This window comes from Acidovorax sp. SRB_14, assembly GCF_012932145.1.
Classification (GTDB): Bacteria; Pseudomonadota; Gammaproteobacteria; order Burkholderiales; family Burkholderiaceae_C; genus Simplicispira.
In genome coordinates this window covers 111,823-135,650 of sequence record NZ_MWOK01000002.1, presented here as the reverse complement: position 1 = coordinate 135,650, position 23,828 = coordinate 111,823, and the positions used below count along the sequence as shown (strand labels likewise).

Below are 23,828 nucleotides of genomic sequence, written 5' to 3'. Positions count from 1 at the left end.
CGAAAGTTTTTTGCTTTCCGGACCGCTTCGACAAGGACTGCGCATGTTGCCTTCTTTCCCGATTCGCGCACAGCTGCCAGCCGCATGGCGCGCGCTGCGTGCCCTGGCGGCCTGCTGCCTGCTGGGCGTGAGCGCCTGCAGCAGCCTGCCCAGGGTCGTGCCAGACCTGGCCCGGCCCGCCAAGACTGTGCTGCTTGAGGGCGTGCAGGGCCCGCTGTCGGCCGCGCAAAGCAAGGCCGTGCTCGATCGCCTGCGCAGCCGCAGCCCGAACACCGACATCTTCGAACGCCACCTGGCGCTCGAAGAGGCCATCGTCGGCAGCCCGCTCACCACCGGCAACCGCGTGCAGCTGCTGCGCGATGGACCCGCGACCTACACCGCGATGCTCGCCGCCATCGAGGGCGCGCGCGACCACATCCACATGGAGACCTACATCTTCGACGACGACGAGGTTGGCCAGCGGTTTGCCAGCGCGCTGGTGGCCAAGCAGCGCGAGGGTGTGCAGGTCAACCTGATCCGCGACAGCGTCGGCACCATACGCACGCCCACGGACTTCTTTGCGCAAATGGCCGACGCTGGCGTGCGCGTGCTCGAATTCAACCCGATCAATCCGCTGATGGCGCGCAAGCAGTGGGAGCTGAACCAGCGCGACCACCGCAAACTGCTGGTCGTGGACGGCCGGACCGCGTTCCTCGGCGGCATCAATATCAGCGGCGTGTATTCGAGCGGTTCGTTCAAGGGGCTCAGGCCTGCGCGCCCCAATGGCCAGCTCGCCTGGCGCGACACCGATCTGCAGCTGGAGGGGCCGGTCGTGGCCGAGCTGCAAAAGCTGTTCCTGGCGACCTGGGTGCAGCAGGGCGGGGATCCGCTTGAGGTGCGGCAGTGGTTTCCGGAGCCCCAGCGTGTCGGGCACGACGTCGTGCGCGCCATTGGCAGCTCGCCCGAGGAGCCTTTCAGCCTGATCTACGCCACGCTGCTGTCGGCCATTGACAGTGCCGAAACCCGCATACAGATCACCAATGCCTATTTCGCACCCGACCCGCAGCTGCTCGCGGCGCTTGAAGGGGCGGCGCGGCGCGGCGTCGAGGTGACACTGATCCTGCCGAGCCAGACCGACTCGTGGCTGGTGTTCCATGCCGGGCGCAACTACTACGGCCAACTGCTGCGCGCGGGCGTGAAAATCTACGAGCGGCGCGGGCGCGTGCTGCATTCCAAGACCGCGCTGGTCGATGGTGTGTGGGCCACGGTGGGTTCGACCAACCTCGACTGGCGCAGCTTCCTGCACAACCACGAGCTCAATGCCGTGGTGCTGGGCACGGAGTTCGGCCAGCAGGTGGACGCGATGTTCCGCAAGGACCTGGCGGCGTCGGACGCGGTGACGCTGGAGCAGTGGGAGCGCCGACCGCTGCACCTGCGCTTCCAGGAGGGCTTTGCGCGGCTGTGGGAATACTGGCTCTGAAATATGAGCGAAAAGTGCTTCAAACGCTGGACTGGCAAGCGCTGGCAGCTATCAAAAATGAAAACCCGTGGGGCTGTGGCAGCGCCAGGGGTTTTTGCCGGGCCGCCCGGCCGGGGCCGGGTGCGGCGGGAAGGCTCAGGCGCCGCGCGTCACGGGGACGCCCGCGTCCCTGCCGTAGGCGCCGTACTTGCCCAGCTCCCACTTGGCGATGGCGTTGCGGTGCACTTCGTCGGGGCCGTCGGCAAAGCGCAGCGTGCGCGCGCCCGCGTAGGCGTAGGCCAGCGGGAAGTCGTCGCACATGCCGCCCCCGCCATGCACCTGCATGGCCCAGTCGATCACTTGACACGCCATGCTCGGCGCCACCACCTTGATCATGGCGATCTCGGTGCGCGCGACCTTGTTGCCGGCGGTGTCCATCAGCCAGGCGGCCTTGAGCGTGAGCAGGCGCGCCATGTCGATCTTGCAGCGCGCTTCGGCAATGCGCTCCTGCGTCACCGTCTGCTGGGCCACGGTCTTGCCAAACGCGGTGCGGCTGCTGGCGCGCTTGCACATCAGTTCGAGCGCGCGCTCGGCCAGGCCGATCAGGCGCATGCAGTGGTGGATGCGCCCGGGGCCCAGGCGCCCTTGGGCGATCTCGAAGCCGCGGCCCTCGCCCAGCAGGATGTTGCTGACCGGCACGCGCACGTTCTCGAAAGTCATCTCGACGTGGCCGTGCGGCGCGTCGTCGTAGCCGAACACGTTGAGCGGGCGGATGATGGTGATGCCCTGGGTGTCGGCGGGCACCAGCACCATGCTTTGCTGCGAGTGGCGCGCGGCCTCGGGGTCGGTCTTGCCCATGGTGACGAACACCGCGCAGCGCGGGTCGGCGGCGCCTGAGATCCACCACTTGCGGCCGTTGATGACGTACTCGTCGCCCTGGCGTTCGATGCGCGTTTCGATATTGGTGGCGTCGCTCGACGCCACGTCGGGCTCGGTCATGGCGAAGGCCGAGCGGATCTTGCCTTCGAGCAGGGGCTTGAGCCAGCGCGCCTTGTTGGCTTCGTCGCCATAGCGCGCGATGGTCTCCATGTTGCCGGTGTCGGGTGCCGAGCAGTTGAACACCTCGCTGGCCCACGGCACGCGGCCCATGATTTCGGCCAGCGGCGCGTATTCCTGGTTGGTCAGGCCCGCGCCCTCGTAGCCCGAGGCGGCGGCGCTGTCGACCGGCAGGAACAGGTTCCACAGGCCGGCGGCCTGGGCCTTGGGCTTGAGGTTTTCGATGGTGGACAGCGCGCTCCAGCGCTTTCCCGCCGCCGTGTTGGCGGCCAGTTCGGCGGTGTACTGGGCTTCGGCAGGGTAGATGTGCGCGTCCATGAACTGGAGCAGCCGGGCCTGCAGCTCCTTGGTTTTGGGTGAATAGTCAAAGTCCATGGGGTCCTCCGTGAAAAAAATGGGTGGCCTGCGGCTCAGCCGCGCTGCGCAAAGGCCCAGGCCAGCTCGGCCATGGGCCGCGCGCCTTCGCCCGAGGCCTTGGCCTGCGCGCTCGACGCCGTACCCGCCTCCACGCGCTTGGCGATGCCCTGCAGGATGGCGGCGATGCGGAACATGTTGTAGGCCATGTAGAAGTTCCAGTCGGCGCGCAGCTCCCGCGGCGTGGCCAGGCCCGTGCGCTCGCAGTAGCGCGCGATGTAGTCGTCCTCGCTCGGAATGCCCAGCGACGCCAGGTCCAGCCCGCCGATGCCGCGGAACATGCCGGTCGGGATGTTCCAGGCCATGCAGTGGTAGCTGAAGTCGGCCAGCGGGTGGCCCAGCGTGGACAGCTCCCAGTCGAGCACGGCGATCACGCGCGGCTCGGTTGCGTGGAACATGAGGTTGTCGAGGCGGTAGTCGCCGTGCACGATGGACACCTTGCTTTCATCGCGCGCGCTCGCCGGCATGTGCGCGGGCAGCCATTCCATCAGCCGGTCCATCTCGGGGATGGGCTGGGTGACCGAGGCGAGGTATTGCTTGCTCCAGCGCCCGATCTGGCGATCGAAGTAGTTGCCCGGCTTGCCGTAGCCGGCCAGGCCGCGCTCGGCAAACGGCACGGTGTGCAGCGCGGCGATGACGCGGTTCATCTCGTCGTAGATGGCGCCGCGCTCGGCCGGCGCCATGCCCGGCAGGGCCTGGTCCCAGAGCACGCGGCCCTGCATGAACTCCATGATGTAGAAGGCGCGCCCGATCACGGTCTCGTCCTCGCACAGCACATGCATCTGCGGCACGGGCACGCCGGTGCCGTGCAGGCCGCGCATCACGGCAAATTCGCGCTCGACCGCGTGCGCCGAGGGCAGCAGCTTGGCCACCGGGCCGGGCTTGGAGCGCATCACATAGCTCTTGCCCGGCGTGTTGAGCTTGTAGGTCGGGTTGGACTGCCCGCCCTTGAACATCTCGACCTCCAGCGGGCCGGCAAAGCCTTCGAGGTGCTGCGCGAGCCAGGCGCTCAGGGCGGCGGTGTCAAACGCGTGCGATCCCGAGACCGCCCGGGTGCCGATGAAGTGGTCGAAATTGCCCATGGGGATTCAGTGCTCCATTTCAGTGATGCGCATCAGGGCGCTGCGGTCGCGCACCACCAGGCCGCCCGGCTCGATGCGGATGGTGTCCTCGCGCTCCATGGCCTTGAGTTCCTGGTTAACGCGCTGGCGCGAGGCGCCCAGCAACTGCGCCAGCTCTTCCTGCGCCAGCTGCAGGCCGATGCGCACCTCGTCGCCGTGCGCCAGGCTGGGAATGCCGTAGCTGCGCACCAGGTGCAGCAGCTGCTTGGCCAGGCGCGCGCGCAGCGGCAGCGTGTTGAGGTCTTCGACCAGGCCGTAGAGCTGGCGGATGCGCCGCGCATGCAGGCGCAAGAGTGCGTCGTAGAGCTCGACATGCGTGTCGAGGATCTTCTTGAAGTCGGCCTTGGCAACGCACAGCGTGGTCGTGTCGCCGTGCGCATAGGCATCGTGCGTGCGCCGGTCGCCGTCGAAGATCGAGACGTCGCCAAACCAGATGCCCGGCTCGACATAGGTCAGCGTGATCTGCTTGCCCGAGATCGAGGTCGAGCTCACGCGCACCGCGCCCTTGGCGCAGGCCACCCACTCCTCGGGCGGGTCGCCGCGTGCAGCGATGAGGCTGCCATCCTTGTGGCGTTTGACGTAGGCGCATCGCAGTATGTCGTGGCGTAGGGAGGGGGAGAGGGAAGAAAACCAGCGACCGGAGTTGATCGCTTCACGTTCATCGATGGTAAGAATCGGGTCGTCCATGGGCTGTCTTGTGGGTGACTGGGGAGGGCTTCATTGTCACGCGGGGGACCGGCGCGGCGTGGCGCGGCCTGTCGCCAGCGTGCCTGGCGCGCCCTGCCGGCCCGCCGCGCCGCGTGGGCGGTGCCGGCCAGGTTTTCCGGAGTTTGAATGAATAGGCCTCTGGCGCTTATGGTGTAAGCGCGAGGAGCTATTTATTCAGTAGCGCGCAGCGCGCTTTTCGAGGAACGCGGCGATGCCTTCGCCGGCATGCGGGTGGTAGAGATTGCGCAGAAAGTGCGCGCGCTCGGCCGCCAGCTGCTCGGCCAGGGTCTGCTGCGGCGCCTCGGCCAGCAGCTCCTTGGCGCTGGCCAGCGCGTTGGGCGCGCGGGCGTTGAGTTCGTGCGCCAGGGCCAGGGCTGCGGCCAGGGCCTGGCCGGGCGCGGCCATGCGGTTGACCACGCCGAGCGCGTGCAGCCGCTCGGCCGCGATGCCGTCGCCGCACAGCAGCAGCTCGGCCGCGAGCTGGCGCGGCAGCGCCTGCGCCAGGCTCCAGCTCGCGCCGCCGTCGGGCGACAGGCCCACGCGGCTGTAGGCCGTCGAAAACACCGCGTCGCGCCCGGCCACGATCAGGTCGCAGGCCAGCGCGAGCGAGAAGGCCGCTCCCGCCGCCGCGCCCTCGACCGCTGCAATCACGGGCTTGGGGTAGGTGCGCAGGGTTTCGATCCAGTGGTTCAGCCCGTCGAGGCTTTGCGCCGGCACCTCGGCGCCCAGCGCGCGGTGGGCCTGCAGGCGGTGCAGGTCGTCGCCCGCGCTGAACATGCCGCCTGCGCCGGTGATGACCACGCAGCGCACGTCGGCGCTGCGCTCGCAGCCGTTGAGCGCCTCGACGCCGGCGGCGTACAGGGCCGGGTCGAGCGCGTTGCGCAGGCCCGGGTTGCTCAGGGTCAGGACGAGGGTCTGGCCCTCGCTGGTGCTGTGGAGTTCTGCGGGCATGGGCGGGGTGGGCGGTGGGGTGGGCGCGGTGCTTCGGCGCGGATCACTCTTCTTCGTGCAGCAGGCTCAGGCCGATGGCGCCGCGCCGGCGCAGCCAGGGGCTGGGGCGGTAGCGCGGGTCGCCGTAGACGGTCTGCAGGTTGAACAGCACTTCGAGGATGTTGGTCGGCCCCCAACGGTTGCCCATCGCCAGCGGCCCCATCGGGTAGCCCAGGCCCAGCGTGACGGCGGTTTCGAGGTCCTTGGGGCTGCAGATGCCTTGCTGGCAGATGTCGCTGGCGATGTTGACGATAGTCGCCACCACGCGCTGCGTGACGAAGCCGCCGCTGTCGCGAATGACGCTCACGGCCTTGCCGTCGCGCGCGAACAGCGCGTGCGCGGCGTCGCGGATGTCCACGCGCGTGGCCGGGTTTGTCGCCAGCACGCGCCGGCGCGTGCTGGCGTCGTCGATCAGCATGTCGATGCCGATGGTGCGCGCCGGGTCGAGCCGTTCGACCACGGCCACGGTGGTCACGTCAAACCCGAGCGGCGCCACCAGGGTCAGTGCCGTGGGCGAGGGCGAGGTGCCGGTCTCGATGGGCGCGCCCAGGTCCTTGAGCAGATGGTAGAGCTCGGCACGGCGCGCCGCGCGCGGCGACACCCAGATGGGCGGGATCTCTGCCACGACCGGGGTGGCCGGCTCCGCGGGCAGCTGCGCCACGCCATCGGCGTAGCGGTAAAACCCGGCGCCGGTCTTCTTGCCCAGCATGCCGCCGGCCAGCCGCTGGGCGGTGATGGGGCTGGGGCGAAAGCGCGGCTCGTCGTAGTACTGGCGGTAGATCGACTCCATGACCGGGTGCGACACGTCGAGCGCGGTCAGGTCCATCAGTTCGAACGGGCCGAGCTTGAAGCCGGCCTGGTCGCGCAGGATGCGGTCGATGGTGGCGAAGTCCGCCACGCCTTCGCTGACGATGCGCAGCGCCTCGGTGCCAAAGCCGCGGCCCGCGTGGTTGACGATGAAGCCCGGCGTGTCCTGCGCCTGCACGGGCGTGTGGCCCATTTGCTGCGCAAAGCGCGCCAATGCGGTGCAGACGGCCGGGTCGGTCTGCAGGCCAGCCACCACTTCGACCACCTTCATCAGGGGCACGGGGTTGAAGAAGTGAAAGCCCGCTAGGCGCTCGGGGCGCTTCAGGCCGGCGCCGATGGCGGTGACCGACAGCGAAGAGGTGTTGGTGGCGAGCACGGCGCCGGGGGCCAGCACGCCCTCCAGCGCGGCAAACAGGGCCTGCTTGGCGTCCAGCCGCTCGACGATGGCCTCGACCACCAGCGTGCACGGCGCCAAGTCGGCCATGCCGCCGGCGATGTGCAGCCGCTGGCCCAGCTCGGCCACCTGGGCGGCCTCCATCCGGCCTTTGTCTGCAAGCCGCTGCCACTGGGCCTGGATGCTGCTGCGCGCGGCCTCGGCGGCGCCGGGAGACACGTCGTGCAACCAGACCTGGCTGCCCGCCTGGGCTGCGATCTGGGCGATGCCGCGTCCCATGGCCCCAGAGCCAACGACGCCTACGGTGGAAAATTCGATAGTCATGGCGGCATTATCTCTGTGGCCCGCGCCAATCGACGTATGCAAGAATGCTGACGAAATATCAGAAATAAATGTGAAATTTAGTAACGCATTAATCGGGATTGGTTGGGGTCTGGCGGCAGGTCATGCGTCTGCGCTGTCGCTGGGCCCTGCCCAGGGCCGGGTGGTGCTGGGCCAGCCGATCGATCTCGTCTTCGAAGTCCGCACCGATCCCGGTGTCGGCCTCGATGCGGCCTGTTTCGCCGCCGATGCCCTGCAGGGCGAAACCCAAATCGACAGCGCGCGCCTGCGCCTGGCATTCCAGCCCGTTGTGGCTGGACAGGCGCCCACGGTGCGCGTGCGCTCATCGGTCGTGGTCAATGAACCGGTATTGACGGTGCGCCTGACCGCCGGCTGCTCGGGCGCCATCGCGCGCACCTACCACTTCTTTGCCGAGCTGCCGGCCAGCGTGGCTGCCGGCACGGCGCCGGTCGCCATTCCCTCGGTCACACCGCAGCCCGCTGTGGCTGCGGCCCGCGACCCCCAACGCAGTGCACCCCAGGCCGCCGAGGCCGCAACGGCGCCCGTCGCCGCGCCGCGGCGCGCTGCCGCGCCGGGGGCCCAGGCGCCGCGCAAGGCCGTGGCAGCGCCCGCCAAGCCCGCGGCACGCAGTGCCGCGCGACCACCAGCGCCCGTGGCCGCGCCCCGGTCGCGCCTGGTGATGGAGCCGCTGGGCAGTTGGCTCGACAACGGCGAGCCCGGCCCCTTGCCGCTGCGCTTGTCGCCGCAGCTGTCGGCGCCGCCGCCAGAGGTGACGGACGCCCAGCGCGCCCAGGCTGCCGCGCTCTGGAAGGCCTTGAATACACCGGTGTCCGAGGTGCAGGAGGCGAACGCACGCCTGCGCCAGCAGCAGGGCGAGGCGGACGCTGCGCGCACCCGCGCCGCCGCAGCGCAGGCTGCTGCGGCCGAGTTGCAGCAGCGTCTGGCCCGCGATCAGGACGAGCGATTTTCTGCCAGTGTGGTGTACGCCCTCGTGGCCCTGCTGGCCGCCGCGCTGGCCGTGCTGGGGCTGTTGTGGACCCGCGCGCGCGCGCAGGCGCAGCGGGCCGAGCAGGCGTGGCGCGGCCTGGTGACGTCCAGCGCCAGCGCCGCCGAAGCCGATTGGGCCGTGCCCACCGCACCGCCACCGCCGCCGCCGCTCCTGTCCGCGGCACCGGAGCCGGCATCGCCAGCCGCCGAACCTGCGCCGGTGGCCCGTGAGCGCATGGGCCTGGCGCGCAGCATGGTCGCGGCGACCGGCTCGTCCGGGGCGTGGCCGCTGCCGGCCGCCAGCGCCCCGGCGGCGCCGGCGGAGGTGGTCAACCCCGAAGACCTGTTCGACCTGCAGCAGCAGGCCGAGTTCTTTGTCTCGGTGGGCGAGCACGACCAGGCCATCGGCGTCATGAAGCGGCACATCGCCGACAACGAGCGCAGCTCGCCGCTGGCCTATCTGGAGCTGTTGCGGCTCTACCACTCGCTCAGCCGCGTGGGCGATTTCAACAGCCTGCGTGACCAGTTCCACCGCTATTTCAACGCGCAGATTCCCGAGTTCGGCGTGTTCCACCGCGCCAGCCGCACGCTGCTGGACTGGCCCGAGGCACTGGCGCAGATCGAGGCGCTGTGGAGCGATGCCGCCGTGCTGGCGCTGCTCGATGGCCTGCTGTTTTGCCACGAGGGCACCGACACCGCGCGCTTCGACCTGGCCGCCTACGACGATCTGCTGCTGCTGTACGCCATTGCCCGCACCACGCCACCGAGGGCCCGCGGCGCGCCGCCGCCAAGGGCCCGCACTACGCCGGTGTCGGCCCCCGAGCCGCTGCCGGCGCCCGAACCGCACGGGTTGACTCCGCAGGCGGCCGCGGCTGCGGCGCTCTTCGTGCCATCGGTGCCCGCCAGTCTGATGGACTACGACCTGGAGCTGGTGTCCGATTCGGGCTATGCCGCCCTCGGCCTGGATGCGCCCCTGGCAGCGCCGCAGCCGGACCCGCTCGACCTGGACTTGGACCTCGATTTGAGCGAGCCGGCCGGCGCCAACGACTGGGCGCTGCCGCCGCTGACCGGCAGCGAGCTGCCCGCGATGCCGGTGACGCCGCCGCCCCAGCGCGAGCAGCCGCGCGGCTTTGGCGCCCACAGCGACCGCGTGGAAGCGCGCTTCGACCTCGGCGACCGCTAGCCCGGATGAGCGCATCGCGGCACTGCAGCGCGGACTATGTTTTTGGTAGCTTCAAGCGCTTGCCAGATCAGCGTTTGAGGCTGTTTTCATGGGTATTCAATGCGGCGCGTGCAGCGCCCGTTGCAGCTGCGCCGCTGCCGCCTCCGGGTCGGGCGCATTGACCAGGGCGCGCACCACCGCAATCGAGCCCACGCTCGTGGCCCGCACCTGCGCGAAATGCTCGGCACCAATGCCACCGATCGCCACCAGCGGGTAGCTTTGCATCAGGCGCGCATAGGCGGCGAGCCGGCCCAGGCCCTGCGGGGCCGTGGCCATGCGCTTGAGCGTGGTCGGGAACACCGCCCCCATGGCGACATAGCTCGGCCCCACGGCATCGGCGCGCAGCATTTCGGCATAGCCATGCGTGCTCACGCCCAGGCGCAGGCCGGCGCGGCGCAGCGTGGCCAGGTCGTCGGGGCGCATCGCGTCGAGGTCCTCCTGGCCCAGGTGCAGGCCATAGGCGCCCGCGGCCAGGGCGGCCTGCCAGTGGTCGTTGATGAACAGCAGCGCGCCCGTGCCCTGCACCGCGTGCACAGCGGCCTGCACCTCGTGCGCGATGGCGGCGGCGTCCTCGCTCTTGAAGCGCAGCTGCACCGTCGGCACGCCGGCGCGCGCCATGCGGCCGACCCAGGCGGCGTCGGGCAGCACCGCGTACAGGCCGAGCGCCCGCGGGCACGCGGCGAAGGCGTTTTGCTGTGGCAGCGCCTGCAGGCCGAAGTCTTGGGGCTCATCGGGCCAGGTTGCGGCATTGACAGCGTCTGTGCGCTCGGCGCGGGCCTGCCAGGCGCGCGCCAGGCAGCGGGCATCGGCGGCGATGAAGCCGAGAGCGCTGCAGGCCGCCAGCGCCGCGCGGTACACCGGAGAGGTGCCCTCGGATGCCGGGACTGGCTGTGGCGTGCTCGGCGTGAACGTGCCCGTGTGGTGGCGCACGATGTCCTGGGCCAGGGTGTCGGTGTCGATCATGGCTGGGGTCTCAGGCCGAGGGCTGCTCGTGGTGCCAGAACGGCGTGCCCAGCACCGGCGTGCTGGGCTGGGCACTGTGCTGTGGCTGCATGGCGCCGGCGCGGCGTGCGCTGCGGCCGGCCTGCACGGCGTCGGCAAAGGCGCCGGCCATCGCGACCGGGTCCTGCGCCAGCGCCACGGCGGTATTCAGCAGCACGCCGTCGTAGCCCCATTCCATCACCTGGCAGGCATGCGAGGGCAGGCCCAGGCCCGCATCGACCAGCAGCGGCACGGCCAGCCGCTCGCGCAGCACCTGCAGCGCATAGGGGTTGACGGGGCCGCGCCCGGTGCCGATCGGCGCCGCCCAGGGCATGACGGCCTGGCAGCCGACGTCGACCAGGCGCTGGCACAGCACCAGGTCTTCGGTGCAGTAGGGCAGCACGTAGAACCCGTCGCGGATGAGCTGCTCGGCCGCGGCGACCAGGTTCAGCGTGTCGGGCTGCAGCGTGTAGTCGTCGCCGATCACTTCGAGCTTGATCCACGGCGTGTTGAACACCTCGCGCGCCATGTGCGAGGTGGTGATGGCCTCCTGCACGCTGTGGCAGCCCGCGGTGTTGGGCAGCACCGGCACGTCGAGCTCGCGCAGCAGCTCCCAAAAGCTGTTGTGGCCTGCGTCCGCATCGCCGCTGCCCTGGCGGCGCAGCGAGGCCGTGACCATGGCCGGGCGGGCGCGCTGCACCGCGGCCTTGAGCGTGGCCGGCGACGGGTAGCGAGCCGTGCCCAGCAGCAGGCGGCTGGAGAAGGACTGGCCGTACAGGACCAGGGCGTCGTCAGAAGGGGTGGTGTTCATGGCAATGCGCGGCGCTAGCCGCCGGTGACGGGAGAAATGACTTCCACGCGGTCGCCCGCCTGCAGCAGGTGGCGTGCGTGCTCGGTGCTGGGCACGAAGACGGTGTTGACGGCGACCGCGAACGGCGGCCGCGCCGTGACGGCGGCCAGGGCGTCGGCCACCGTGGCGCCGTCGGGCAGCTGGTGCGGTGTCTGGTTGATGGTGATGTTCATGGCAAAGAGAGGGCGCTCGTCGCGCTGTGCAAATCCACGGCCAGGTCGAAGGCGCTGGCCAGGGGCGATTGTCCGGTCTGCAGCAGCTCCAGCACCACGTCGAGCAGGGCGGGCGCGATCATGAAGCCGTGCCGGTACAGGCCGTTGACTTCGAGCACGCGCTCCGCCGTCTGGCGGATGGCGGGCAGGTTGTCGGGCAGGGTGGGGCGGCATTGGGTGGCGATCTCGACGATGCGCGCTTCGGCAAAGCCCGAATGCACGGCGTAGGCGGCGCTGAGCAGCTCCAGCGCCGAGCGCACGCTGGCGGGCGAGAGGTCGTCGGACTCGATTTCGGTCGCGCCGATCACGAACAGGTGGTCCTGCTTGGGCGCGATGTAGATCGGGTAGCGCGGGTGCACCAGGCGCGTGGGGCGTTGCAGCGTCACCTCGGGTGCGTGCACGCGCACGACCTCGCCGCGCACACCGCGCAGCTCGCGCCACTGCGCGCGTGCGCCCAGGCCGCGGCAGTCGAGCAGCCAGTCGGGCTGGCCCGGCGTGCCGGGGGCGAAGTCGGCCGGCTCCCGCGGCGTGTTCCAGTGCACGGCCACGCCCCGCTGCGCCATCTCGCGCGCCAGCGCGTCCAGCAGCTGGCGGTTGTCGAGCTGGCCTTCGCCGGGCAGGTACATGCCCTGCGCAAAGCGCCCGGCCAGGGCCGGCTCCAGGCGCGCCATGCCGGCGCTGTCGAGCGCCTGCATGGCGGGCAGTGCCGGCAGCGCGCTGTGCGTGGTCTCGAACTGCAGGCGCAGGCGCGCCGCCTCCTGTGCATCCTGCCGGTGCCAGACCACCAGCGTGCCGTTTTGCTGGAAGAACACCGGCGCTTGCAGGTCTGCCAGCAGCTGCGGCCAGCGCGTGAGCGCGTGCAGGCCCATGCGCACCACGCCGGGCTCCGTCACGGCCGACTCGGCCAGCGGCGCCAGCATGGCGGCCGCCACGCGCGCGGCGCTGCCCTGGCCGCTGGCGTCCTGCGCCTCGTACACGGCCACCGCATGGCCGGCACGCGCCAGTGACACCGCCAGCAGCCGGCCCATGAGGCCGGCGCCCAGAATCGCAAAAGAGGAAGGGTGAGCAATCATCGTTGTCCGTTGGTGGGGTACACGGACAAAACGGGCGGGCGCCTGTGCTGGAAACTCCCCACGCCAGCATGACCTGGATCGGGTAACGGGGCCTGCGTTGGCTCGGCCCCAGGGTGTTTCTCAGTCCGCGCCAGCCTGGCGGGACACCCCTGTTTCGTCCTGGCAAGAATTACAGCACAAGCCGCCAGCGCCCGTCTTGATGTGGCGCATAGGCCATAATTTTTGCCATGACTCAAACGACCCTCCCGGCCGCCAGGCCCGCGCGCTACGTCCGCGTGCTCTCGATTGCCGGCTCCGACAGCGGCGGTGGCGCCGGCATCCAGGCCGACCTCAAGACCTTCAGCGCGCTGGGCTGCTACGGCATGACCGCCATCAGCGCGATCACCGCGCAGAACACGCAGGGCGTGCGCGCCATCCACGGCATTCCGCCCGACATGCTGCGCGCGCAGATCGACGCCGTGGCTGAGGACATCGGCGTGGACGCCGTCAAGATCGGCATGCTGCACTCGCCCGAGGTGGTGCGCGTGGTCGTCAAGGCGATTGCCCGCCACCAGATGCTGCAGGTGGTGCTCGACCCCGTCATGGTCGCCACCAGCGGCGACCGCCTGATGTCGCAGGAGACCGTGGGCGTGCTGGTGGAGGAGCTGTTTCCGCTGGCCACCGTCGTCACGCCGAATCTTGACGAAGCGGCGCTGCTGCTGGGCCGCACCATCGACGGTGCCGATGCACTCGACGATGCGGCCAGCGCGCTGCTGGCGCTAGGCGCGCCGGCCGTGCTGCTCAAGGGCGGGCACCTGCCCGGCGACACCGTGATCGATGTGCTGGCGCTGGCCGGCGGGGGGCGGCTGCGCCTGCAGTCGCCGCGCATTGCCACGCACAACGGCCACGGCACGGGCTGCACGCTGTCGTCGGCCATTGCCGCGCACCTGGCACTGGGCCTGCCGCTGCCGCAGGCGGTGGAACAGGCGCGCGCCTACGTCCTGGGCGCGATCGCCGCCGGCGCCGCGGTGTGCACCGGGCACGGGCACGGGCCGCTGAACCACGGCTATGCGCCCGTGGCGCAGCGCGTGCTGCACCATTGAGCTGGCGGGCGCGCGAGCCCGCCCGGTCTTTGCTTACCAGCCCCAGGCCAGCCGCCGCGCGATCCAGCCCTTTTGCCCGCCTTCGCGCTGAACCTGCGCCCAATCGTCCGATTTTTTCAGCGTCTTCACGACCTCGTGCTGGTCCAGCTGGCCCACGCGCCGGTGCTGCTGGCCGGGGCCCGCGCGCAGGTTTGCCGTGCGGGCGGTGACCACCATGTGCGGCACCTTGTGGGTCAGCGGGGCATGGATCCAGCCCAGCGTGGCCTCGTAATCCTTCACCCGCAGCCACTGGCCCTTGCGCTGCAGGACCTGCAGCGGGTAGCCCGAGGCCAGCTCCCACAGCGTGGCCGAACGGGTCGTGGGCGTTTCGCGCACGTTCACGCTGGAGCCCTTGACGCTGACGAATTCTTGCGCGCGTGCGGCGGCGGCCGCGGGCAGGCTGGACAAGGCGGCGGCTGCAGCCAGGCCAAGGGCGGCCACGGAAAGCGAGAGACGGCGGGACAGAAACAGCACGGGAACAACACTCCTTTGAGACAAACGCATGGGATCCATGCGCCCGGTCCGACCGAGCGCTGCCGGTGAAGTTCCTGCACTTTCGATAAAAAGTGAGCTGCTGGCGCTGGCACAGCTTGGGTTTCAGGTGGGTTTTGCTCTGAATCCCAGGACCAGCGTGCGCACAGTGCTCATCTTTAGATAGCGCTGCGCGGGCGCCGGCGCGGGGCCGCGCTTGTCAGGCCTGCCGCGCGCCTGCGGCCAGCGTGCCGGCGCCGGGCCGGGTGCGCGTGGCATAGGCCAGCACGAAGCACAGCGCGAGCGTCGGCAGGGCCGAGCCCAGCGCCGGCGCGAACCGGGGCACCAGGTGGTAGAAGGCGATGCCGCCGAGCCACAGGGCGATCGGCGCGGCATGCGCCTGGCGCGCCTGCGCCAGCAGGGCAGCCGCGCTGGCGCCAAAGGCCAGTCGCCCCAGGATTACGCCAAACAGCGGCACGAAGACGGAGCTGAGCAGCAGCAGGAAGGGTTCGAGGCTGTGCATCGGCAGCACCAGCGCCAGCAGCGTGCACAGCAGCGCAATCGCGATGCCCCAGCGGCGCACGCTCCAGCGCGGCCGCAGCGCGTGGGCCGAGACGGCGCCCGAATAGGCGTCGCCATAGGCGTTGTCCACTTCGTCGATGAGGATCAGCGACAGCGCGATCAGCCCGCCCTGCGCCAGCAGCAGCGCGGTCACCAGGTCCTGGCTCGGCAGCACCAGCGCGACGAGCACGCCGAGCGCATAGCACCAGATGTTGGCCAGTGCATAGCCGGCCCAGGTGCCGCGCAGCGCCGCGCGGCCGCTGGTGCCGTGGCGCGCGTAGTCGGCCACCAGCGGCAGCCACGAGATCGGCATGGCGATCACCAGGTCGAGCGCGGGCATCACGCCCATGCTGCCTTCGCCGCGGCGCTGCCAGAGGTCTGCCAGGCCCTGTGCCTGCGCCAGCGACAGGAACTGCCAGCTCAGCCACACGAGCGACAGCACCACCAACGGCAGCGCCACGCGCGCGATGATGCGGCGCACCAGCTGCACCATGGAGCCGCTGATCAGCAGCGTCACGACACCGCCCCACAGCAGCGTGGCGAGCACCGGCCAGTGGGGCACCAGCAGGCTGCCCGACTGGCGGCCGATGGCGAGGGTGGCGTCGCGCATCACCACCAGTTCGAAGGTGCCCCAGCCGATCAGCTGCACGATGTTGAGCACGATGGGCAGGCGCGCGAACGCGCGGCCGTACACCGCGTGCATCAGCCCGGCGCTGGCCAGGCCGCTGTCGCAGCCGATCTTGGCCACCCAGCCGAGCAGGCCGGCGCCGAGCAGCGAGCCGAACACGATGGCCAGCAGCGCGTCTTGCGTGCCCATGGCGGGCATCAGGTAGGCGCCCACCTGCATCACCAGCAGGCCTACGCCCAGGCTGAACCACAGCGAGGCGTGGTCGTGCCACTGGAACACGCGCCGGTCGGCGGAAATGGGGGCCAGCGCCTCGTTGGCGGGGGTGGCGGGCTGTGTCATGAAAAGGCTCCGTGCGGTGCGCGCGCGGGGCGGGCCAAGGGCACGGCGGCCCGTGGGCGGGGCGGTGCTGTGCGGCCGGCTTCCCTGCGCGAGGATGATCTCAACAGGTTCAAAGGGACTTTCTCAGCCGCCCGGTCCTCGAAAGATCCCGGCGACACCCCCAGCGGTCGTGTCCGGCAAGCCACCGGACACGGCGCGATTGTAGGAGTGCCCCGGATGTCCTGCTGCGCGCGGGGCCGTTCACGCGCGGGCCCGCCGCCCGGCCTTCAGCGGGGCGCCAGGCGGATGGCGCCGTCGAGGCGAATCACTTCACCGTTGAGCATGTCGTTTTCGAAGATATGCCGCACCAGCTTGGCGTAGTCCTGCGGCGTGCCCAGGCGGCTCGGGAAGGGCACGCCGGCGGCCAGCGCATCCTGCACCTCCTGCGGCATGCCAAACAGCATCGGCGTGCCGAAGATGCCGGGGGCAATCGTCATGTTGCGGATGCCGCTGCGGGCCAGGTCGCGGGCGATGGGCAGGGTCATGCCGACGATGCCGCCCTTGGAGGCGCTGTAGGCGGCCTGGCCGATCTGCCCGTCGTAGGCGGCGACGCTGGCGGTGGAAATCAGCACGCCGCGCTCGCCCGTGGCTTCGGGTTCGTTCTGGGACATCGCTTCGGCCGCCAGGCGGATCATGTTGAAGCTGCCGACCAGGTTCACCGCGATGGTCTTGCTGAACGCGGCCAGGCTGTGGGCGCCGTTCTTGCCCACGGTCTTTTCGGCCGGGGCGACGCCGGCGCAGTTGACCAGGCCCATCAGCTTGCCCAGGGACACGGCCTGCGCCACCACGGCCTGGCCGTCGGCTTCGCTGCTGACGTCGCAGCGCACGAAGGCGCCGCCAATGTCCTGGGCCACCGCCGCGCCCTTGTCCGCCTGCATGTCCGCGATGACGACCTTGCCGCCCTGCGCGGCCAGCATGCGTGCCGTGCCTTCGCCCAGGCCCGATGCGCCGCCGGTCACGATGAATACCTTGCCCTGAATGTCCATGCCGTATCTCCAGTGAATGACGTTGACGTAAACGTAAATTATGGCGGATGCGGCACGCGAAAAAAAGCCCGGCAGGGCCGGGCGCGGGGAGGGGTGCAGGGCTTATTTGAAGCCGACGCGGTCCAGCATCTGCTGCACCTTGGTCATGTTGGCGCCCACGGCGCTGATCGGGATGGTCTCGCTCTTGAACGGCTTGCCGCCGGTCATGGCCTTGAGCGCGGGGTTAGCGATGTCCACGCCCTTGGCGGCGGGCCATTCGTTGTTGCCGTTGGCAAAATAGTTCTGCGCTTCAGGGCTCGCGAGGTACTCCATGAACTTGATTGCGTTGGCGCGGTGCTTGGCGTACTTGGCGACGGCGCCGCCCGCGATGTTCAAGTGCGTGCCCCACGACTGCTGGTTCGGAAACACCACGCCGACCTTGTTGGCCACGGCAATGTCTTCGGGTTTGTCCGAGCGCATCAGGCGCGCCAGGTAGTAGCTGTTGGTCACGCCGATCTGGCATTCACCCGACGCCACGGCCTTGATCTGGTCGGTGTCGCCGCCCTTGGGGTCGCGCGCCAGGTTGGCCACCATGCCCTTGAGCCACTCCTGCGTCTTCTGCTCGCCCATGTGCTCGGTAACGGCGCCAAACAGGCTCAGGTTGTAGGGGTGCGAGCCCGAGCGGATGCACAGCTTGCCCTTGTTCTTCGGGTCGCCCAGCTCCTCGTAGGTGTCCACGTCCTCGGGGTTCATCTTGACCTTGTTGTAGACGATGACGCGCGCGCGGGTCGACAGGCCGAACCACGAAATGCCGCCGTCTGCGGCCGGCAGGCTGCGCAGGTTGGCCGGGATGGCGTCTTCGAGCACCTTGGACCTGATCGGCTGGAACAGCCCGTCGACCTCGCCGCGGTACAGGCGCGCCGCGTCGACCAGCAGGATCACATCGGCGGGGGAGGCCGAGCCCTCGGCCTTCAGGCGTGCCAGGATCCCGGCATCGTCGGCATCGACGCGGTTGATCTTGATGCCCGTGGCTTGGGTGAAGCCGCTGTAGAGCGCTTCATCGGTGGCGTAGTGGCGTGCCGAATAGAGGTTGACGACGTTCTCTTGGGCCTGCACGAAACCGCTGGCTGCGAGCAGGAGACAGGCTGCTGCGGCAGCCGTGGAGATTTTTTTCATGGGAAGGGCGAAGGAGGAGTGGTAACGAGTGCAATGGTAAAGCAAACGCGAACCATTCGCAATACTGCCTGCGCGGTTGTGTTTTTTCGGCGGCACCCGGTCCCTGGGTCGCGCAAAAAAAGCCCGGTCGAGACCGGGCTTGAACGAATCCCTGAAACCCGTGTTTCGAGAGGATCCGAGGAGACAACTGGGGTCCCGGCGGGGCCGGAACAGGGTTCGCATTATCAGGGTAATCCCTGCTTTGTGTCCAGCGCCTTGTGGCTGGACAGGCGCATGGCTCAGCGCTGCTTGCGGGCACCCGCAGCCGACTTGGCTGCGTCGGCGGCCGTGGTGGCCACGGCGTTGAAGTTGGCTTCAGCGGCGTCGGTGGCCTGCTTGACGGCCTTTTGCACCGATTCGAACGCGTTGTTGGCGGCCGACACGGCGCTCTTCATCACGGCCACGGCCGTTTCCGAGCCGGCGGGTGCGTTCTTCGACGCCGAGTCCACCAGGGTGGCGAAGTTCTTCTGCACTTCGGCGGTCTGCGACTCGACGGCCTTGCTGAATTCACCGCCGGTGCCCGAGGCGATGTCGTACAGGTGGCGGCTGTAGGAAGCTGCCTTCTCGGCCAGGGGCTGGAACAGGCCGGCCTGCAGGGCGATCAGTTCTTGTGCGTCCTTGACGCTGAGCACGGCCTGGGCGTGGCTGGCGGCCTCGTTCAGTGCGGCGCGCGAAGCGGTCACGTTCAGTTCGACCAGCTTTTCCACGCCTTCAAAGGCTTTGCTGGTCAGACCAAACAGGGTTTCGATGTTGGCTTTGTGTGCGGCCAGGATTTGTTCAGCGGTCAGGGACATGTGAGATCTCCAAAAGAAAGGAAAAGTCGAAAGCGACTGTGGTTCACAAATATCTGCGCTGGCATGCTTTCCGGGCCATGTTGCAGTGCAGCATAGTGCGGATTCTAGGGGCGACGGTGGCCGACACGCAAGCACTTTTTGTTGCGTTGCAACAAATTACGTTTTCTGTCCTTTGTTACGTCAAAACGACGGACCGCGGTCCCTTGCCGGAGGGCCTGTTGCCGCGCTGGCAAAATCCACGGCCATGAACACGACAGCGACCCCGGCGCGCCCTGCGCCCCAGCCGCGCAGCGCCTACGCCGCCTTTCGCCCCATCAGCACGCGCTGGGCCGACAACGATGTGTATGGGCATGTGAACAACGTCGTCTATTACAGCTGGTTCGACACCGCGGTGAACGCCCACCTGATCGAGCAGGGCGCGCTCGACATCCACGCGGGCCAGACCATCGGGCTGGTGGTCGAGACGCAGTGCAACTACTTTGCCCCGCTCGCCTTTCCGCAAACGGTGGAAGCGGGCATCCGCGTGGCGCGCCTGGGCAGCACGAGCGTGCGCTATGAAGTGGGGCTGTTCGCCCAGGGCGAGGCGCTGACGGCGGCGGCCGGGCATTTCATCCATGTGTACGTGGACCGCGCCACGCGCCGGCCCGCCGCGCTGTCACCGCGCCTGCACGGCGTGTTGCAGGCGCTGGTGCTGCCGGGCTGATATTTTGCTCTGGTATCAGGAGCTGCCAGCACATGCTGGGTATGCGCTCAAGCCGGTTTTGACCATATTTTTTTCGCAGCGGGCAGGGCGCGTTGCGATTGGCCTGGCGTGTCCGGGCCATGGCCTACACTTTCGCGTTGCCCGCGGCCGACGCGGCCAGGCGCTCGGGCGCTGGCAGGGCATGCTGTGGCGCGGTACGCCGCGCCGGCCTGCCGTCCACAGCCCATTTCCGTGCGCCTGTTTTCAATATAACGAGGGAGACCCACGCATGAAGCATTTCCGCTGGCTGCTCATGGCCACACTGTCGGCCTTGCCCGGCCTGGCGCTGGCCGCCGACATCGATGGCAGCCGCCTGGCCCTGTGGTGGGGCGTGCCGTTTGCCGGCGTTCTGCTGTCGATCGCGCTTCTGCCGCTGCTGGCACCCATTTTCTGGCACCACCATTACGGCAAGGTGGTGGCGGGCTGGGCGCTGGCCTTTCTGCTGCCGTTTGCCGCGGTCTTCGGCCCGGCGGCGGCCGGCGCGAGCCTGGTGCATGCGCTGCTGGCCGAATACATTCCGTTCGTGATCCTGCTCACGGCGCTGTTCACGGTGGCGGGCGGCATCTACATCCGCGGCAACCTGCAGGGCAGCCCCGGGCTCAATACCGCCATCCTGGCCATCGGCGCCGTGCTGGCCAGCTTCATGGGCACGACCGGGGCGTCGATGCTGCTGATCCGCCCGCTGATCCGCGCCAACGACCAGCGCAAGCATTGCGCGCACGTGGTGATCTTTTTCATCTTCATCGTCTCCAACGCCGGCGGCTCGCTGACGCCGCTGGGCGACCCGCCGCTGTTCCTGGGCTTCCTCAAGGGCGTCGACTTCTTCTGGACCGTGGCCCACATCTTCCAGGAGACGCTGTTCCTGGTCGGCGTGCTGCTGGCGCTGTTCTATGCGCTCGACACCTGGTACTTCCGCCGCGAAGGCCAGGGCGGCGGGCAGCGCCGCGACCCGACGCCCGACACGCGCACGATCGGCTTCGATGGCAAGGTCAACTTCGCGCTGCTGGGCGTGGTGGTGGCGCTGGTGCTGCTCAGCGGTTTCTGGAAGTCGCCCGTGGTGTTCGACGTCGCGGGCACGCCCGTCGGCCTGCCGGGCCTGGTGCGTGACGTGGGTTTGGTCATCGTCACGCTGGTGTCGCTGTGGCTCACGCCCGCGCAGGTGCATGCCGACAACCAGTTCGGTTGGGGGCCCATGCAGGAAGTGGCCAAGCTGTTCGCCGGCATCTTTCTGACCATCATTCCGGTCATCGCCATGCTCAAGGCCGGCGTGGGCGGGCCCTTTGGCGCCATCGTCGCAGCCGTCACGCGCCCCGATGGCGCGCCCGATCCGGCGATGTACTTCTGGGCGTCGGGGCTGCTGTCCTCGTTCCTCGACAACGCGCCGACCTATCTGGTGTTCTTCAACACCGCCGGCGGCAATCCGGCCGAGCTCATGACCACGCTGGCGCCCACGCTAGCCGCCATCTCGGCGGGCGCCGTGTTCATGGGCGCCAATACCTACATAGGCAACGCGCCCAACCTGATGGTCAAGGCCATCGCCGAGGACCGCGGCGTCAAGATGCCGAGCTTCTTCGGCTACATGCTGTGGTCCTGCGGCATCCTGGTGCCGCTGTTCATCCTGATGACCTTCGTCTGGTTCCGCTGAAACTGAAAGAAAGCCCGCCATGAACAAACCCCGCATCCTGATCGCCCGTGCGATCTTTCCCGAAGTGGTCGAGCGGCTCGCGCAGCACTTCGAAGTCGAAGCCAATCCCGAGGACGCCCTCTGGTCGCCACAGGAGCTGGCCGAACGCCTGGCCGACAAGGATGGCGCCCTCACCACCGGCAGCCAGCGCATCGACTCCGAACTGATCGCCGCCTGCCCGCGCCTGAAGATCGCGGCCAACATGGCCGTAGGCTACAACAACTTCGACGTCGAGGCCATGACCGCCGCGGGCGTGCAGGGCACCAACACGCCCGATGTGCTGACCGAGACCACGGCCGACTTCGGCTTCGCGCTGCTCATGGCGACCGCGCGGCGCATGGCCGAGTCCGAGCATTACCTGCGCGCCGGGAAATGGAACAAATGGAGCTACGACATGTTCGCCGGCACCGAAGTGCACGGCAGCACGCTGGGCATCATCGGCATGGGCCGCATCGGCCAAGGCATTGCCAAGCGCGGCGCGCACGGCTTCGGCATGGACGTGGTCTACCACAACCGCTCGCAGCTCTCGCCCGAACTCGAGGCCGAGTGCAAGGCCCGCTATGTCGGCAAGGAAGAGCTGCTGCGCAGCGCCGACCACGTGGTACTGGTGCTGCCCTACACCGCCGAGTCGCACCACACCATCGGTGCGGCCGAGCTGGCGCTGATGAAGCCCACGGCCACGCTGGTCAACATCGCGCGCGGCGGCATCGTGGACGACGCGGCCCTGGCGCACGCGCTGCGCACGCGCCAGATCGCGGCGGCCGGGCTCGATGTGTTCGAGGGCGAGCCCAGCGTGCACCCCGACCTGCTCACGGTGCCCAACGTCGTGCTGACGCCGCACATCGCCAGCGCCACCGTGGCCACGCGCTTGGCGATGGCCAACCTGGCCGCCGAAAACCTGATCGCGTTCTTCGACGGGCGCGGCGCGCTCACCCCCGTGAACCGCGTCGGCGACTGAATTGCATAATTGGCAGTCAAATATGCCTCCAGCCCTTATGGGGCATGCGTTGACAGCTATTGAAACAAGAGTGAACTGCCTTTGACTACCGACACCCTCGTTCTCGCCGCCCTACTGCTGCTCGTGGTCGTTCTGCTGGCGCTGCTGCTGTGGCGCCGCCCGCGCGTGGAACTGCCGCCCGAATGGGGAGCGCGCCTGCAGGCCCTGGAAGCCACGGCCCAGTCCACCCAGCTGGCGGTGGCCAAGAACGACGGCGCGCTCGACGGCATGGGCCAGCAGCTGCGCGGCTCCACGCAGGCCATGCAGGGCACGCTCGATTCGCTGCGCCATGCGGTGGACGAGCGCCTGGCGCAGGCGGTGGCCGAGTCGCGCACCGGGCGTGCCGAGCTGTCGGACACCCTGGCGGGCTTTCGCACCGAGCTGATGCAGACCACGGCGGCGCTGGCGGCCGAGAGCGTGAAGTCGCGCCAGGCCATGGCCGAGAGCACGCAGCTGTTCGAGCAGCGCATCCAGGAGCGCTTCGAGGCGCTCACCGGCGCCACGCGGCAGACGCTCGACTCGCTCAAGGGCGACATCCAGAGCCAGCTCGGCACCATGTCCACGGCGCTCAAGGACCAGCTCGAAGGCAACGGCCACCAGATCAAGAACCAGTTCTCGGTGCTGCAGGACGCGGTCTCGCAGCAGCTCGCCGGGCTGGTGCAGGGCAGCCAGCACAACGCCGAGCAGCTGCGCACGGCGCTCAACGAGCGCCTGGCCGCCATCCAGGCCGACAACTCGACCAAACTCGAAGAAATGCGCCGCACGGTGGACGAAAAGCTGCACGCCACGCTGGAGCAGCGCCTGGGCGAGTCGTTCAAGCTGGTCAGCGACCGGCTCGAACAGGTGCACAAGGGCCTGGGCGAGATGCAGACGCTGGCCGGCAGCGTCGGCGACTTGAAGCGCGTGATGACCAACGTGAAGATGCGCGGCACCTGGGGCGAGCTGCAGCTGGGCGCCATCATCGAGAACGTGCTCACGCCCGGCCAGTACGCGCGCAACGTCAAGACCGTGCCGGGCAGCGATGAGCTGGTCGAGTTCGCGATCCGCCTGCCGGGCCAGAGCGACGAGCAGCCGGTGTGGCTGCCGATCGATTCCAAGTACCCGGTGGAGCAGTACCAGCGCCTGATGGACGCGCACGACACGGCCGACAAGTCGGCCATTGCGTCGGCCGGCAATGCGTTCGAGACCTCGATCAAGCTCGAAGCGCGCAAGATCTATGGCAAATACGTCTCGCCCCCGCACACCACCGACTTCGCCGTGCTCTACCTGCCCACCGAAGGGCTGTTCGCCGAAGTCATGCGCCGCCCCGGCCTGGTCGAGGCGGTGCAGAACGACTGCCGCATGATGATCACGGGCCCGGCCAACCTGGCGGCCATGCTCAGCAGCCTGCAGATGGGTTTCAAGACGCTGGCGATCGAGAAGCGCTCGTCCGAAGTCTGGAACATGCTGGGCCAGGTCAAGACCGAGTTCGCCAAGTTCGGCGACGTGGTCGAGGCCACCAAGAAGTCGATCGACGCTGCCGCCAAGAAGTTTGACGAGGTGGGCGTGCGCACGCGCGCCATCCAGCGGCGCTTGCGCGACGTGCAGGCCCTTCCGGCCCCTGAAGAGGACGGGCTGCTGGTCGCCGCGCCCGAAACGGCCATGCCGGCCGCGCCTTCGCCGAGCGAAGGCGAGTGA

The 23,828-nt window shown here is 69.0% G+C and carries 21 protein-coding genes and 2 riboswitches; of the genes, 7 read left to right on the top strand and 14 right to left on the bottom strand.

Annotated elements, in window-relative coordinates:
- Positions 1-43 precede the first annotated feature (43 nt).
- Complete coding sequence (cls, locus tag B2J86_RS02580) at positions 44-1,459, top strand: cardiolipin synthase (protein ID WP_169633162.1); 1,416 nt, start codon at positions 44-46, stop codon at positions 1,457-1,459.
- Between the two features lie 135 nt (positions 1,460-1,594).
- Here cls and B2J86_RS02575 read toward each other — a convergent pair whose 3' ends face one another.
- The 5 genes from B2J86_RS02575 to B2J86_RS02555 form a co-directional block, all read right to left on the bottom strand.
- Positions 1,595-2,869 (bottom strand): acyl-CoA dehydrogenase family protein, encoded by a 1,275-nt coding sequence (locus B2J86_RS02575; RefSeq protein ID WP_173024653.1) that lies wholly within the window; start codon positions 2,867-2,869, stop codon positions 1,595-1,597.
- A 35-nt stretch (positions 2,870-2,904) separates the two neighbouring features.
- Complete coding sequence (locus tag B2J86_RS02570) at positions 2,905-3,990, bottom strand: phosphotransferase (RefSeq protein ID WP_169633164.1); 1,086 nt, start codon at positions 3,988-3,990, stop codon at positions 2,905-2,907.
- 6 nt (positions 3,991-3,996) lie between these two features.
- Positions 3,997-4,716, bottom strand: coding sequence for a Crp/Fnr family transcriptional regulator (locus B2J86_RS02565; protein WP_169167181.1), 720 nt, complete (start codon positions 4,714-4,716; stop codon positions 3,997-3,999).
- 195 nt (positions 4,717-4,911) lie between these two features.
- Positions 4,912-5,688 (bottom strand): oxepin-CoA hydrolase, alternative type, encoded by a 777-nt coding sequence (locus B2J86_RS02560; protein ID WP_173024652.1) that lies wholly within the window; start codon positions 5,686-5,688, stop codon positions 4,912-4,914.
- Positions 5,689-5,731: 43 nt separating this feature from the next.
- Entirely contained in the window at positions 5,732-7,252 is a 1,521-nt protein-coding gene (locus tag B2J86_RS02555) for a 3-hydroxyacyl-CoA dehydrogenase (protein WP_173024651.1), read from the bottom strand.
- Positions 7,253-7,322: 70 nt separating this feature from the next.
- Between B2J86_RS02555 and B2J86_RS02550 the strand changes: the two genes are divergently transcribed.
- Entirely contained in the window at positions 7,323-9,440 is a 2,118-nt protein-coding gene (locus B2J86_RS02550; protein ID WP_173024650.1) for a hypothetical protein, read from the top strand.
- 96 nt (positions 9,441-9,536) lie between these two features.
- Here the strand turns inward: B2J86_RS02550 and B2J86_RS02545 are convergent, their stop codons facing one another.
- The 4 genes from B2J86_RS02545 to B2J86_RS02530 are packed head-to-tail and all read right to left on the bottom strand — an operon-like array spanning position 9,537 to position 12,595.
- The gene (locus B2J86_RS02545) at positions 9,537-10,442 is read right to left on the bottom strand and encodes a thiamine phosphate synthase (RefSeq protein WP_173024649.1); all 906 of its coding nucleotides are present in this window, start codon (positions 10,440-10,442) and stop codon (positions 9,537-9,539) included.
- A gap of 10 nt (positions 10,443-10,452) precedes the next feature.
- The gene (locus B2J86_RS02540; protein ID WP_169168408.1) at positions 10,453-11,271 is read right to left on the bottom strand and encodes a thiazole synthase; all 819 of its coding nucleotides are present in this window, start codon (positions 11,269-11,271) and stop codon (positions 10,453-10,455) included.
- 14 nt (positions 11,272-11,285) lie between these two features.
- The gene (gene thiS / locus B2J86_RS02535) at positions 11,286-11,483 is read right to left on the bottom strand and encodes a sulfur carrier protein ThiS (protein WP_169633167.1); all 198 of its coding nucleotides are present in this window, start codon (positions 11,481-11,483) and stop codon (positions 11,286-11,288) included.
- Positions 11,480-12,595, bottom strand: a complete 1,116-nt coding sequence (locus tag B2J86_RS02530) for an FAD-dependent oxidoreductase (protein WP_169633168.1) — start codon at positions 12,593-12,595, stop codon at positions 11,480-11,482. The genes thiS and B2J86_RS02530 overlap by 4 nt, the downstream gene beginning before the upstream one ends.
- A gap of 38 nt (positions 12,596-12,633) precedes the next feature.
- A riboswitch (TPP riboswitch) is annotated at positions 12,634-12,756 on the bottom strand.
- Between the two features lie 66 nt (positions 12,757-12,822).
- Here B2J86_RS02530 and thiD point away from each other — a divergent pair.
- Positions 12,823-13,677, top strand: a complete 855-nt coding sequence (gene thiD, locus B2J86_RS02525) for a bifunctional hydroxymethylpyrimidine kinase/phosphomethylpyrimidine kinase (protein ID WP_169168405.1) — start codon at positions 12,823-12,825, stop codon at positions 13,675-13,677.
- 33 nt (positions 13,678-13,710) lie between these two features.
- Here the strand turns inward: thiD and B2J86_RS02520 are convergent, their stop codons facing one another.
- From B2J86_RS02520 to B2J86_RS02500, 5 genes are all read right to left on the bottom strand, one after another.
- A complete protein-coding gene (locus B2J86_RS02520; protein WP_371736074.1) occupies positions 13,711-14,157 on the bottom strand; it encodes an SH3 domain-containing protein in 447 nt (148 codons plus the stop codon).
- A 250-nt stretch (positions 14,158-14,407) separates the two neighbouring features.
- Positions 14,408-15,715, bottom strand: coding sequence for a cytosine permease (locus tag B2J86_RS02515; RefSeq protein ID WP_173024647.1), 1,308 nt, complete (start codon positions 15,713-15,715; stop codon positions 14,408-14,410).
- Between the two features lie 64 nt (positions 15,716-15,779).
- A riboswitch (TPP riboswitch) is annotated at positions 15,780-15,887 on the bottom strand.
- Between the two features lie 94 nt (positions 15,888-15,981).
- A complete protein-coding gene (locus B2J86_RS02510) occupies positions 15,982-16,740 on the bottom strand; it encodes a 3-hydroxyacyl-CoA dehydrogenase (RefSeq protein ID WP_169168402.1) in 759 nt (252 codons plus the stop codon).
- A gap of 102 nt (positions 16,741-16,842) precedes the next feature.
- Positions 16,843-17,895 (bottom strand): extracellular solute-binding protein, encoded by a 1,053-nt coding sequence (locus B2J86_RS02505; RefSeq protein WP_169633170.1) that lies wholly within the window; start codon positions 17,893-17,895, stop codon positions 16,843-16,845.
- Between the two features lie 278 nt (positions 17,896-18,173).
- Positions 18,174-18,728 (bottom strand): phasin family protein, encoded by a 555-nt coding sequence (locus B2J86_RS02500; protein WP_169168400.1) that lies wholly within the window; start codon positions 18,726-18,728, stop codon positions 18,174-18,176.
- 244 nt (positions 18,729-18,972) lie between these two features.
- Between B2J86_RS02500 and B2J86_RS02495 the strand changes: the two genes are divergently transcribed.
- The 4 genes from B2J86_RS02495 to rmuC all read left to right on the top strand — a co-directional run bounded on the left by B2J86_RS02495 (position 18,973) and on the right by rmuC (position 23,828).
- Positions 18,973-19,431: a thioesterase family protein gene (locus B2J86_RS02495; RefSeq protein ID WP_169633171.1), complete on the top strand. Its 459-nt coding sequence runs from the start codon at positions 18,973-18,975 to the stop codon at positions 19,429-19,431.
- Between the two features lie 268 nt (positions 19,432-19,699).
- Positions 19,700-21,115 (top strand): sodium:proton antiporter, encoded by a 1,416-nt coding sequence (locus tag B2J86_RS02490; protein ID WP_169168398.1) that lies wholly within the window; start codon positions 19,700-19,702, stop codon positions 21,113-21,115.
- Positions 21,116-21,134: 19 nt separating this feature from the next.
- Positions 21,135-22,112 carry a D-glycerate dehydrogenase gene (locus tag B2J86_RS02485; protein ID WP_169168397.1) on the top strand — a complete coding sequence of 326 codons (978 nt, stop codon included), beginning with the start codon at positions 21,135-21,137 and terminating at the stop codon, positions 22,110-22,112.
- 81 nt (positions 22,113-22,193) lie between these two features.
- Positions 22,194-23,828, top strand: a complete 1,635-nt coding sequence (gene rmuC / locus B2J86_RS02480) for a DNA recombination protein RmuC (protein ID WP_173024646.1) — start codon at positions 22,194-22,196, stop codon at positions 23,826-23,828.

What these genes read in the sequence shown, in the direction of transcription:
- cls (WP_169633162.1), top strand. Translation starts at nt 44, where the DNA reads ATGTTGCCTTCTTTCCCGATTCGCGCACAGCTGCCAGCCGCATGGCGC.
- B2J86_RS02575 (WP_173024653.1), bottom strand. Translation starts at nt 2,869, where the DNA reads ATGGACTTTGACTATTCACCCAAAACCAAGGAGCTGCAGGCCCGGCTG.
- B2J86_RS02570 (WP_169633164.1), bottom strand. Translation starts at nt 3,990, where the DNA reads ATGGGCAATTTCGACCACTTCATCGGCACCCGGGCGGTCTCGGGATCG.
- B2J86_RS02565 (WP_169167181.1), bottom strand. Translation starts at nt 4,716, where the DNA reads ATGGACGACCCGATTCTTACCATCGATGAACGTGAAGCGATCAACTCC.
- B2J86_RS02560 (WP_173024652.1), bottom strand. Translation starts at nt 5,688, where the DNA reads ATGCCCGCAGAACTCCACAGCACCAGCGAGGGCCAGACCCTCGTCCTG.
- B2J86_RS02555 (WP_173024651.1), bottom strand. Translation starts at nt 7,252, where the DNA reads ATGACTATCGAATTTTCCACCGTAGGCGTCGTTGGCTCTGGGGCCATG.
- B2J86_RS02545 (WP_173024649.1), bottom strand. Translation starts at nt 10,442, where the DNA reads ATGATCGACACCGACACCCTGGCCCAGGACATCGTGCGCCACCACACG.
- B2J86_RS02540 (WP_169168408.1), bottom strand. Translation starts at nt 11,271, where the DNA reads ATGAACACCACCCCTTCTGACGACGCCCTGGTCCTGTACGGCCAGTCC.
- thiS (WP_169633167.1), bottom strand. Translation starts at nt 11,483, where the DNA reads ATGAACATCACCATCAACCAGACACCGCACCAGCTGCCCGACGGCGCC.
- B2J86_RS02530 (WP_169633168.1), bottom strand. Translation starts at nt 12,595, where the DNA reads ATGATTGCTCACCCTTCCTCTTTTGCGATTCTGGGCGCCGGCCTCATG.
- thiD (WP_169168405.1), top strand. Translation starts at nt 12,823, where the DNA reads ATGACTCAAACGACCCTCCCGGCCGCCAGGCCCGCGCGCTACGTCCGC.
- B2J86_RS02515 (WP_173024647.1), bottom strand. Translation starts at nt 15,715, where the DNA reads ATGACACAGCCCGCCACCCCCGCCAACGAGGCGCTGGCCCCCATTTCC.
- B2J86_RS02510 (WP_169168402.1), bottom strand. Translation starts at nt 16,740, where the DNA reads ATGGACATTCAGGGCAAGGTATTCATCGTGACCGGCGGCGCATCGGGC.
- B2J86_RS02505 (WP_169633170.1), bottom strand. Translation starts at nt 17,895, where the DNA reads ATGAAAAAAATCTCCACGGCTGCCGCAGCAGCCTGTCTCCTGCTCGCA.
- B2J86_RS02500 (WP_169168400.1), bottom strand. Translation starts at nt 18,728, where the DNA reads ATGTCCCTGACCGCTGAACAAATCCTGGCCGCACACAAAGCCAACATC.
- B2J86_RS02495 (WP_169633171.1), top strand. Translation starts at nt 18,973, where the DNA reads ATGAACACGACAGCGACCCCGGCGCGCCCTGCGCCCCAGCCGCGCAGC.
- B2J86_RS02490 (WP_169168398.1), top strand. Translation starts at nt 19,700, where the DNA reads ATGAAGCATTTCCGCTGGCTGCTCATGGCCACACTGTCGGCCTTGCCC.
- B2J86_RS02485 (WP_169168397.1), top strand. Translation starts at nt 21,135, where the DNA reads ATGAACAAACCCCGCATCCTGATCGCCCGTGCGATCTTTCCCGAAGTG.